Origin of the sequence: Pseudoruminococcus massiliensis (assembly GCF_900291955.1) — a bacterium.
Classification (GTDB): Bacteria; Bacillota; Clostridia; order Oscillospirales; family Acutalibacteraceae; genus Pseudoruminococcus; species Pseudoruminococcus massiliensis.
This window is the reverse complement of the sequence record NZ_OLMR01000001.1, coordinates 37,488-49,548: the sequence shown is the minus strand read 5'-3', so window position 1 is coordinate 49,548 and position 12,061 is coordinate 37,488. Positions and strand designations below refer to the sequence as shown.

Here is a 12,061-nt window from a genome sequence, read left to right as displayed (position 1 = left end):
TTGTCTGCGGGATTATACAGTCTATTTTTTAAGGAAGTGAAATATATGTGGGAATGGGTTCAATCGGCATTCAACGGCTTTATAGCTCTTATGAATACCTTTCGACTTACTGATGTACTTGACATTGCCGCAGTTTCATTTATAATTTACAGCGTGATAAAGCTGGTTCGTGAAACGAGAGCGGAACAGCTTGTTAAGGGTATAATTATTCTGATTATTGCGTTTGCACTTTCATTCCAGTTTAATCTTAAAATGTTAAGCTCACTTTTCAGTAGTTTCTTCCAATTTTCAGTTCTGGCAGTTCTTATTCTGTTTCAGCCTGAATTGAGAAGAGCCTTAGAGCAGATGGGAAGAAGTAAGCTTGGAAAATATTGGACAAGCCTTGCATCAACTCCTGCTGAGGAAGAAACAGTAAAGCATACAAGAGCTTGCATAGATAGTGTTGTAGATGTATGCGATATGTTTCATAAGACAAAAACAGGTGCTTTGATTGTTTTTGAACGACAAACAAAGCTTGGCGAAATCGTCAATACAGGTACAGTACTTAATGCGATACCATCTACGCCGATTATAGGAAATATTTTCTTTAACAAAGCTCCACTTCATGATGGTGCTATGGTTGTAAGAGATGGTATGGTTTATGCTGCAGGCTGCATTTTACCGCTGACAAAAAATGACCAAGTAAGTATAGACCTTGGCACAAGACACAGAGCGGCTCTTGGTATAAGCGAATATTCTGATGCGGTTATTGTTATAGTTTCGGAAGAAACTGGCACAATTTCTATTGCTGTTAATGGTGTACTTACAAGAGATTATACTAAGGAAACCCTAAAGGGTGAGTTGGAAGCTTTGTTACTTCCACAGCCTAAGAGCGCAGAAGAAAAAATTCCGATTATTTCGGGTTTAAGAAGGGGACGAAAAAATGAAAAATCGGAAAAGAAGTCCGAGGACGATTAAAAGAAATTTTAGTTTTCATAACTTCCTATATAATGATAAATACATATTGATTTTTTCAATCTGTATGGCTTTTGTTATTTGGATAATTGTTTCGTCAACATCTTCAGATCCTGATGTTAAGACTATAACGGATATTTCAATAAGTATTCCAAATCTTTCAGATGGGCTTGAGGTTATGAAGACTGAGGATACAAAGGCTGAAATCAGAATAAAGGGAAACAAGCTTGTTATCGGCTCTGTTCAGAGCAGTGATATTCTTGTTTCAGCAGATGTTTCAGAGGTTAATAAGCCAGGCGAATATAAGCTAAAGCTTAGTGCTAAAAAGCAAGGCATACTTAGCGACTATGAATTTGATTCAACGGTTACTCCATCGACAATTACAGCTTATGTTGATAGGAGAGCAGAAAAAATTCTAAAAATAGAAGAAGATGTTCAGGTTCAGACAGGAAGTGAATATCTTAAACAGCAAAATCAACTTTCGGTTGATACTATCAAGCTTTCTGGTGCTGAAACTTATATAAAGAGGATTGCAACAGTAAAAGCAGAATACACTTCAAATGAAACTCTTACAGAAACTAAAACTTTTGATGTTCCGCTTAGATTTTATGATGAAGATGGAGCGGAGGTTTCTAACGATTATGTAACTGCTGAATTTGATAGTGTTCAGGTTACTGTTCCTGTTTTGAAAGTTAAACAGGTGCCTATTAAGGTAGAATTTACTAATATTCCTGATTCATGGGAAATGCCTGATAACTGGGTTTCTATTGAAAGTCCTGAGAGCGGATATATTCAACTTGCGGCTTCTGATGAGGTTATTGACAGTATTACTGAGATAAAAACTGAACCCGTTGACCTCTCACAGATTTCTGCTGAAAGGAAAACAATGAGTGTTTCTATTGAAGTTCCCACATCATGTACGAATGTTGACAGAATCGAAAAGGTTACACTTAAATTTAATACTGATAAATTCACATCTAAAAGCTTTACGGTAAGCAATGTGGAGCTTAGGTCTAATGTTTCGGGGGTTACTGGTAAACTTTCGGGCAATAGCTTTAATGTGACGATAGTAGGACCTGAGAACGAGGTTAATGCTATGAAAGCAAGTGATATTACACTTTATGCAACCTTGACGGAATCAGAATCCACAGCGGCATTTATTACCAAACCTTTGCAAATAAGTATAGATGGCTATAAATCTTGTTGGTGGAATTATTCTGATGGAGAAAATCACGCAACCTTTACGCTTACAAATAAATCGAATACAAGTTCAAGTCCAAGCGTAAGTTCATCAGCTTCAAATCATTAAGATTAATTTTAGAAGTCACAGCAGAATTATAAACTGCTGTGACTTTTTGGTTTAGAGTTATTAAAGATTTAAAAGTTTGCTGACACAGATTAAGTAAATATCGAATAGCTGACAAATTTATCTTAGACACTCAAAAGTTTCGCTCGAGCCTTTTCAAAGGCTCGTAGGTCAAGGGCAACGCCCTTGTCGCCGTCCGCAGACGGCGAAATTCTTTATGCTCCGAAAAGCGCAGGAGGGTAGAAAAACATTCCAGTGGAATGTTTTTCGTAGGGAACCCTCGCAGGGGGTTCCCTGTGGGGCTAATTTTGCTAACACAAGAAAATAAAGAGGTGGACAAAGTCCACCTCTTTAGGATCAAAGAATGTTAAGGGCGTTGCCCTTAACACCCACGAGGGACTCCGTCCCTCGACCTGGCGAGCCTTTGAAAAGGCTCGAGCGAAACTTTTAAGTGTCTTAGAAAAGTCTGATTTGCTGATATAAAGCATATACTTTCATTTATTATTGACTTGTATGTTTAAGTAGTATATAATTTATTTGAAAAATTCATTAAAATAGTGCAAATTTACAAATAAGGTGATATGCGTATGATAAAATTTAAAAATGTTACAAAGGTTTATAATAGGACTATAAAAGCGGTTAATAATATTAGTTTTGAGGTTCGTGGCGGTGAAATAGTTGGTTTTACTGGTCCAAATGGTTCAGGTAAGACTACAACTATAAAAATGCTTACAGGAATTTTGCCACCTGATAAGGGAGAAATAAAGATAAATGGTTTCGATATTAAGAAAAATATGATTCAGGCAAAAAGTTCTATTGGATATATTGCTGATAGTCCAGATATGTTTTTAAGATTAAAGGGAATTGAATTTCTTAATTTTATTGCAGATGTTTATAAGGTTTCTAACGATGATAGAAAAAAGCGTGTAAATGAGTTGGCGGAACGCTTTGAGCTTACTGATGCTTTATCTTCACCAATGATGTCTTATTCTCACGGTATGCGTCAAAAGCTTATGGTTATTGCAGCCTTGGTGCATAATCCACCTGTTTGGATTCTTGATGAGCCTATGACAGGTTTAGACCCTAAGTCTTCATATGAGCTTAAAGAAATGATGAGAGAACACGCTAAAAAGGGCAATGCAGTTTTCTTTTCAACTCATGTTCTTGAAGTTGCGGAAAAGCTTTGTGATAAGGTTATCATTATTAAAAAAGGTAATCTGCTATATGATGGTACGCTTGAAAATCTTGAAAGTCAGCATCTTAATCAGACTCTCGAAAATATTTTCTTAGAGATGACAGAAAATTAAATTATCGAAAGGAACAAATTTATATGCGACTATATCTTAAATTTGTACATATACTTATTAAATCAGTGGAATTCAGCGATGACGAGAAAAAACGAAAGAAAATCTTTAATACAGCTATGGCACTTATAGCTGTATTCGGAATAATTCTTCCAGTATCATTTTTTGTCGGAGTTGTTGTTTATACAATAACTGGTGGTCTTACACAACTTGGAGGTCAAGAACAGGGAATAGCACTATTTTTACATTTAATTTCGGCTTTTTCATTTGTGTTTGGCTTGAATGTAATTTATAATGTTTTTTATTTTTCTGCTGATGTAGAATCTATATTACCTCTGCCATTAAAGCCTTATCAGATAATTTCTGCGAAATTTACAGCAGCGTTGATAAGTGAAAACATAATGCAGTTTATGATAGTCTTTGCAGCTATAGTGGGATATATTTTTGCTATAGGATTGCCTATATGGTCTTGGCTTGTGGCAATATTATGTATGCTGACACTTCCTATAATACCTATGGTTTATTGCGGTATAATAGCTCTTGTTACTATGTACTTTACACACTTTATTAAAAACAAAGACAGAGTAAACAAGCTTACTGGCGTATTAACCTTGCTTATAATTCTTGGAATTGTGCTTTTCTGCGGAAATATGAGCGATTTCAGCACAAATTCAATTATACAGGCTATTGCAAATGATAATTCACTTCTGAAAGTTATGAATATCATTTTGCCACATATAAGATTTATAGTTTCAGGTGTTTCAGGAGATATTATTGGTGTAGTTATCTATCTTACAATAAATGTTGTTGCGCTTGTTGTATTCTTGCTTCTTGCGGAGCTTATGTATTTTAAAGGCATTGTGGGAATTGGCGGTTCAGGCTCTGCAAAGCAACATTCTGTTGGTTTTAGAAAAGCTGTAAAGGGATTGAAAGAAAAGGAAGTTTCATTAAGCTATTTCAAAAAGGAACTTCTTATCCTTGTAAGAACACCTGCGTACTTTATGAATTGTATAGTGATAAATCTTGTATGGCCGATTTTACTTTATCTTGTTTATGCGTTGCAAGGACCTGATAATTTCTTGGGAAAATTCTTTAAAGATTTAAGCAACGGAAATGCTACTGCTGGACTTATATTTGCTTTCTGTACATCAGGGATTTCAGTGCTTATAACATCTGCAAATAGCATAGCTTCAAGCTCAATCACAAGAGAGGGAAGCCACTTTGCGTTTATGAAATATATTCCCATAGATTTTATGACGCAGATAAATATTAAGGCAAGTGTGGCAATTTTAATCAGTGGTTTAGGAATGATTATATATGTTATAATCGCAGGAATATTATTTTCGTTGAATGGTATGTTTGTACTTTTTACTTGTCTTATAAGTCTATTTTCCGTTGTGTCTGCATCATATTTTGGAATTTATATGGATTCTATTAACCCTAAGCTTGTATGGGACGATGAAGTTAATGCCTTGAGAGGAAACTATAATATTTTCTATAATATGGCACTTTCAATATTGTTTGTAGCGGTTTTATGTGTTATTGCATATTTGCTTTTTAGCTTTGTTGGAGTAAGCGAAATTATGTTAGAAATTGGTTTAATGATTACTTTAGTTATTTTTTGCAAAATAAGCTATTTGTTATGTAAAACAAGAGCAACTAAAAATATCTATGAAACTGTTGCATAAATGAAATTCTATTTATTAGTATGAATTTGATAGAAATTAAAAGTTTTGCTCAAGCTTTAAAAAAGCTTGTAGGGCTGATGGACGGAAGTTCCTTATGCTTTTATCAGCAAAGGTAGTTGAACAGAAATTCATTTCTAAGATTGCAAAATTGCCTGACAAATTATTATGAATTGAATCTGCTTAAAAATTAAGAAAACGACAGGACTTCAAGATAAGAAGTAAACTGTCGTTTTTCTTTTATTATTCAGTTTTAGAGGAAGAGGAAGTAGAAGTATTTTTATCAAAGAGTGCAACCGCTTTTTTACCACGAGATGTAAGAACCTTTTCAAATTGAGTTTTGCTATACTCTACATCACCAAGAATAGGGTCTGCTATTTTCACTGTTTTTTCAGTGTATCCAATAAGTACGCTGCAATGGTCATTTTGACTCCATTCTAAGTGTTTTCCGTTTTCGGTATACCAATCGTCTGTTTCACATCTGTCTGCCATTTCGATTGTCGTCCAAACGATAATCGGTTTATCTTGAGAAACATATTTATATAATTCTAAGAAATCACAGCCAGTTAAATCTTTTGCTATATATTTGGCATTTTTATCTGATATAAAGCTATTTGCCGCAGTTACTATTGCACCTGTTCCGCAAATATAGCCATATACGCTTGTTGGGTCACCTAAGAAGTAGTTATCTGAGTCAGGTCCTATTAATTTACCATCTTTATAGTATGTTGAATATTCCGTTTTTGGAAGATATTCTGTTGCAAGCTCAAGCTTATCAGGGTTAAGACCATAATAGTTCAGCACCATAGTGAGTGCTGTGATTTCACAACCAGTTGGAAGTTCAGGAAGCTGACCGATAATTTCAAAATTCTTTATAGTATAAGCAACTGGAATTGAATTTTTGTCATTTTTTGATGTTTCAGTAGTGGTTTGAGACTTGCTCTCCAGAAATTTAGAAGCGATAGTTTGTTTAGTTTTTTCAGATGAAGTTGTTTGTTGGTTTGAAGTATTATTTGCAGAGCAACCTGAAAGAAGAACTGTTGCTAACAAGATAAAAATAATTAATTTTTTCATATTTATTCCTTGCTTTAATAAAATTTTAATTAAATTATACTCTTATTTTTTTTTATATCAATCGTAGTTTATATATGAAAATGTCAAAAAGTTGTAAAAATATTTGCATAATGAAAATTTATACATTAATAATGATTAAATTTTCATTTATACATTATAATAATTTTTGTTTGAGCTTGTCTGAATATAAAATGTCAGAATTTATAAAATATATTATGAAATTGAATTTTTAAAAAGTTATAATTTTAAAATCTTATATTCTGAAAAAATTTTATTGTTTTTATTAACAGACTTTTACAATAGTGTAAAAATAAATAAGTTTTTTAAAGAGCAAAAATAAAAAAATTATGCTCTTTAAAAATATTGACAAAAATTTATCAAAGAATTTTTTTGAAAAGTTATATCGTATATATAGTGGTAATTATAAAAATAAAAACATTATATTGTGGTTTTTGACTTTTAAATTGTAATTGTGCTATATGTGGTAATTATAATGTGGTTTTTTATTTTTCCAAAAAAATTATGCTTAAATTTTACCTGAAATATCATTAAAAAACTTGCACTATAAATTGTAGTGTGTTATAATAGCTTACACAACTTAAAGATGCTTTAACTGATTTTTTTCGATTAATTTCTTAGTGGAAATTTTATATTTGAATTTATCTTGTTAAATGCTTCATTAAAATTTTTACTGGTTGTAGATTGGTATATAGGAAGGGGATTCTCGATGAAAGAATTTACACAATGGGAAGGCTTTGAGGGCAGCATCTGGAAAGAAGAAGTCAATACTCGTGACTTTATCCAGAAGAACTATCGTCCATATGACGGTGATTCATCTTTCCTTGCAGGTCCTACAGAAGCTACAAACACTCTTTGGGGCGTTCTCCAAGGACTTCAAAAGGAAGAAAGAGCTAAGGGTGGCGTTCTTGATATGGATACTCATATCGTTTCTACCCTTACATCTCATAATCCAGGCTATATAAGTGAAGAAACAAAGGACCTTGAGAAGGTTGTTGGTCTTCAGACAGATAAGCCTCTTAAGCGTGCATTTATGCCTCTCGGCGGTATCAAAATGGCTGAGCAGGCTTGTGAAACAAACGGCTATACTCCAGACCCAGAGCTTCATAAGATTTTCACAGAGTATGCAACAACTCATAACCAGGGAGTTTTCGATGCATATACTCCTGAAATGAAGAAGGCTCGTCACAACAAGATTATCACAGGTCTTCCAGACACATATGGTCGTGGAAGAATCGTTGGTGACTATCGTCGTGTTGCTCTTTATGGTATAGATTTCCTTATCGAAGAGAAGAAGAAGGATTTCGCTAACTGTGGCGACGGCACAATGACAGACGATGTTATCAGACTTCGTGAGGAAATTTCTAAGCAAATCAGAGCTTTGAACGACATGAAGAAAATGGCTGCTTCTTATGGCTATGACATTTCTGTTCCTGCTAAGGACGCTCATGAGGCTGTTCAGTGGCTCTATTTCGGTTATCTCGCAGCTATCAAAACTCAGAACGGTGCTGCAATGAGTGTTGGTCGTATCTCAACATTCCTTGATATTTATATTCAGAGAGATATGGATAACGGCAAACTCACAGAGGCTGAGGCTCAGGAGCTTATCGACCATCTTGTTATGAAGTTCAGAATGGTTAAATTTGCTCGTATTCCTTCTTACAACCAGCTCTTCTCTGGTGACCCGGTTTGGGCTACACTCGAAGTTGGTGGTATCGGTGTAGACGGCAGATCTATGGTTACAAAGAATGACTTCCGTTTCCTCCACACACTTGAGAATATGGGACCTTCTCCAGAGCCAAACCTTACAGTTCTTTACTCATCAGCTCTTCCTGATACATTTAAGAAGTATGCTTCTTATATTTCTATCAAGACAAGCTCTGTTCAGTATGAGAACGACGATGTTATGAAGCCAGTATGGGGCGATGACTACTCAATCTGCTGCTGCGTATCTGCAACACAGACAGGTAAGGAAATGCAGTTCTTTGGTGCAAGAGCTAACCTTGCTAAGTGCTTGCTCTATGCTATAAACGGCGGTGTTGATGTTAAGACTCGTGACCAATGTGGTCCTGCATATCGTCCGATTACTTCTGAAATCCTTAACTATGATGAGGTTATCGAGAAGTATGACAAGATGATGGATTGGCTTGCTGGTCTTTATGTAAATACACTTAACCTCATTCAGTATATGCATGATAAGTACTTCTATGAGGCTGCTGAAATGGCTCTTATCGACACAGAAGTAAGAAGAACATTTGCAACAGGTATTGCAGGCTTCTCTCATGTTGTTGACTCACTTAGTGCTATTAAGTATGCTACTGTTAAGACCGTAAGAGATGAAACAGGTATCGTTGTTGACTATGTAACAGAGGGCGACTTCCCACGCTACGGTAACGATGATGACAGAGCTGATGAAATCGCTATCTGGCTTCTCAGAACATTCCTCGATAAGATTAAGAAGCATCACACATATCGTAACTCTGAGCCTACAACTTCTATCCTTACTATTACATCTAATGTTGTTTATGGTAAGGCAACAGGCTCTATGCCTGACGGAAGAAAGGCTGGCGAGCCACTTTCTCCAGGTGCTAACCCAAGCTACGGCGCAGAAAAGAGCGGTCTTCTTGCTTCTCTTAACTCTGTTGCAAAGCTTCCATATCACTGGGCACTTGATGGTATTTCTAATACTCAGACAATCAACCCAGACGCTCTCGGTCATTCAGATGACGAGCGTGTAGGTAACCTCGTACAGGTTATGGACGGATACTTTGACCAAGGTGCACATCACCTCAATGTTAATGTATTCGGCAAAGAGAAGCTCATCGACGCTATGGAGCATCCTGAGAAGGAAGAGTATGCTAACTTCACAATCCGTGTTTCTGGTTATGCAGTTAAATTCATCGACCTTACTCGTGAGCAGCAGCTTGATGTTATTTCTCGTACTTGCCACGCAACAATGTAATTATGGCTGATACAATAGGTTATGTTCATTCTCTCGAATCATTTGGTCTTGTTGACGGACCGGGAGTAAGATTTGTTGTGTTTTTGCAGGGCTGTAATCTAAGATGCAAGTTCTGCCACAACCCTGAAACTTGGAGTTGCAAGGGCAAAAATGTTGAGGAATGGACTGCTGAAAAATTATTTGAGCGTATCTATCGTTATCGTAAATATTGGGCAAAAAACGGTGGTATCACTGTAAGTGGTGGAGAACCTCTGCTTCAAATGGACTTTATGATTGAGCTTTTTGAAATTGCTAAAAAGCATAATGTTCATACTGCGATTGATACCGCAGGACAGCCTTTTGATGATAACAATCCCGAATGGATGGATAAATTCAAAAAGCTTATGTCTATGACCGATTTGGTTATACTTGACCTCAAAGAAATGGACCCTGAAAAGCATAAGAGCCTTACTGGCTTTGATAATGCTAATATTCTCAAAATGGCAAGGTGGCTTTCAGATAACGGAAAGAAAATGTGGCTTCGTCATGTTCTCGTTCCTGGTCTTACTGACGACCCGACAGGTCTTGAGGAAATGCATAAGTTTATTTCAGAGCTTAATACAGTTGATAGGGTAGAGATTTTGCCATATCATACTCTTGGTTTGATGAAATGGGAAGAACTTAAAATGAAATATCCACTTGAGGGTGTTCCTGTGCCTACAAAGGAACAGGTTGAAGAAGCTCAGAAAATTCTTCATACGGCTGATTATTTGCAATAAAATATAATATTAAAGGACAGTGCTGATTTGAAAATTTCGGCATTGTCCTTTTTGTTTGTTATCGTTTTTTATTGCAAGGGGCGGCAAGGTTTACAACGATTGCTTTATGTCTTGTCATAGCCTCAATTGAATATTTGATACCTTGTGTTCCCATACCAGAGGATTTAACGCCCAAGAATGGAAAATGGTCTGGTCCTCGCTCGGTTTTATTATTTATTTGTACTGTTCCGACTTCTAATTTTCGTGCTATTGTAAAGGCTTTGCCTATATCACTTGTGAAAACTGAGGATTGCAGTCCATATTCTGAGCGATTTGCTATTGAAATAGCTTCATCAATGTTTTTGACACGAATTATAGGCAAGATTGGTCCAAAAGGTTCTTCCCACGCAACCTCCATATCTGTTGTTACATAGTCCAAAACTGTTGGCGAGATTAGTTTATCGTTTCGAGTGCCACCAGTGATAACTTCTGCACCCTTTGATACAGCATTTTCAATCAAACCGAAAACATAATCAGCGGATTTATCGTTTATCAGAGGAACTATGCTTACATCTTCGTGTGGAGAACCACTTTTTAATTTTAAAGTTTTTTCTTTGAGTAGAGCAACAAATTGGTCAGCTATGCTTTCTATAACAAGTATGCGTTTTACAGCGGTACATCTTTGACCCGAATAAGAGAACGCACCAGCGACACACTGTTCGGCGGCATAGTCGAGATTGCAGTCATCAAGGATAATTGCGGCGTCTTTTCCACCAAGTTCAAGCATAATCGGAATCATTCCACAAGTCTTTGCAATATGATGACCAATGGCAGTACTTCCTGTAAAATTTATAAAATCAATATTAGGGTGTGTTATGAGGTAGTCGCCAATTTCAGAGCCACTGCCTGTAACAGTATTAAGAACACCGTCGGGCAAACCAGCCTCTTTAAATACCAAGGCAAGATATAAGGCACTTATACCGCCTTGAGAGGGTGGCTTTAAAACAACAGTATTTCCGCCCATAAGTGCGGGTGCAATTTTGGATACAGAAAGATTTACAGGGTAATTGAATGGAGAAATTGCAAGAACTGTTCCAAGAGGTTCTCTTGTGATATATGAAAGCTTGTCTCTACTTCCGCCTGGAAAATTTTCTCCATATACAGATGTTCCCTCAAGGGACTTGCCTATATCAGCAGTATATCTAAGAAAATCCACAGTGCGTTCTACTTCGCTTTCGGCAGAGGCTTTGTCCTTTGCGATTTCCATAGTTATAACATGAGAAATAACCTGTTTGTATTCTTTTAATAGGTCTGCGGCACGATAGAGATATTCTGCTCTCATATACATAGGTGTTTCTTGCCATAAATTTTGAGATTTTTTAGCAACATTCATAGCATAATCTATATCCTCACAGCTCATTGCAGGAACAGTACCAATCAATGAACCGTCAATAGGGGAGAAGATTTTGAGATTAGCATTATCTGTTGCGAAAAGCCAATCGCCACCTATTAGATTTTTATAATTTTTTTTCGAATCATAAAGTCCGTTTAACATTCAAAAATCACTCCTTAATATATAGAGTATGTGAATGTTAAGCGGACTTAATTCATTTTTATATTAAATTCTTTTAATTAGTGGAATGTGTTTTGGGAGTGGCGGCTCGCCACTAATCTTTCAATTTCGCAACGATAACCCGAATCATCAAATTTTGTTACAGTGAAAATCCCGTCTTTTTCTGTTAATGTGATAATGGAATTTCGTGGCTGAGTTTCAAGAACGCCAGTAATTTTTTTGCGTGAAGGAATAATGCTTTTGCCTTTCTCATTGTGCATATCAAGTGCAGTGAAAAGCTCCTTTACATCTTCAGCAGAAAATTCTGTAACTCCATAGCTTGCAAGGATTATAGCAATTTCTTGTATTATCATAAAAGACGGAAGAAGTTGAAAATTTATGATAGCCTTATCACTTTTGCAGTAGGCTTGGATTTCGTCCATATTTAACTTAGTAAAATCAAGCATAA

General features: G+C 36.0%; 9 protein-coding genes. 6 read left to right on the top strand and 3 right to left on the bottom strand.

The window, feature by feature from the left end; genetic code table 11:
• The first annotated feature begins 45 nt into the window (after nt 1-45).
• The 4 genes from cdaA to C9914_RS00245 all read left to right on the top strand — a co-directional run bounded on the left by cdaA (nt 46) and on the right by C9914_RS00245 (nt 5,252).
• Nucleotides 46-957, top strand: a complete 912-nt coding sequence (gene cdaA / locus C9914_RS00260) for a diadenylate cyclase CdaA (protein ID WP_106762660.1) — start codon at nt 46-48, stop codon at nt 955-957.
• Nucleotides 923-2,263 carry a CdaR family protein gene (locus tag C9914_RS00255; RefSeq protein WP_106762658.1) on the top strand — a complete coding sequence of 447 codons (1,341 nt, stop codon included), beginning with the start codon at nt 923-925 and terminating at the stop codon, nt 2,261-2,263. The genes cdaA and C9914_RS00255 overlap by 35 nt, the downstream gene beginning before the upstream one ends.
• Before the next feature lie 584 nt (nt 2,264-2,847).
• The gene (locus tag C9914_RS00250) at nt 2,848-3,567 is read left to right on the top strand and encodes an ABC transporter ATP-binding protein (protein ID WP_106762657.1); all 720 of its coding nucleotides are present in this window, start codon (nt 2,848-2,850) and stop codon (nt 3,565-3,567) included.
• Nucleotides 3,568-3,590: 23 nt separating this feature from the next.
• Nucleotides 3,591-5,252 (top strand): hypothetical protein, encoded by a 1,662-nt coding sequence (locus C9914_RS00245; RefSeq protein WP_106762655.1) that lies wholly within the window; start codon nt 3,591-3,593, stop codon nt 5,250-5,252.
• Nucleotides 5,253-5,492: 240 nt separating this feature from the next.
• On the opposite strand, the gene C9914_RS00240 is transcribed toward C9914_RS00245, so the two are convergent.
• Nucleotides 5,493-6,323, bottom strand: coding sequence for a C39 family peptidase (locus C9914_RS00240; protein WP_106762653.1), 831 nt, complete (start codon nt 6,321-6,323; stop codon nt 5,493-5,495).
• A 727-nt stretch (nt 6,324-7,050) separates the two neighbouring features.
• On the opposite strand from C9914_RS00240, the gene pflB reads away from it, so the two are divergent.
• Together pflB and pflA are read left to right on the top strand one after the other, a co-directional pair.
• Entirely contained in the window at nt 7,051-9,303 is a 2,253-nt protein-coding gene (gene pflB / locus C9914_RS00235; protein WP_106762651.1) for a formate C-acetyltransferase, read from the top strand.
• 2 nt (nt 9,304-9,305) lie between these two features.
• Nucleotides 9,306-10,061 (top strand): pyruvate formate-lyase-activating protein, encoded by a 756-nt coding sequence (pflA, locus tag C9914_RS00230; protein WP_106762649.1) that lies wholly within the window; start codon nt 9,306-9,308, stop codon nt 10,059-10,061.
• 58 nt (nt 10,062-10,119) lie between these two features.
• Here pflA and C9914_RS00225 read toward each other — a convergent pair whose 3' ends face one another.
• On the bottom strand, nt 10,120-11,595 hold the full coding sequence (locus tag C9914_RS00225) for an NADP-dependent glyceraldehyde-3-phosphate dehydrogenase (RefSeq protein ID WP_106762647.1): 1,476 nt from the start codon (nt 11,593-11,595) through the stop codon (nt 10,120-10,122).
• A gap of 77 nt (nt 11,596-11,672) precedes the next feature.
• Nucleotides 11,673-12,059 (bottom strand): hypothetical protein, encoded by a 387-nt coding sequence (locus C9914_RS00220; protein ID WP_106762645.1) that lies wholly within the window; start codon nt 12,057-12,059, stop codon nt 11,673-11,675.
• Nucleotides 12,060-12,061 lie beyond the last annotated feature (2 nt).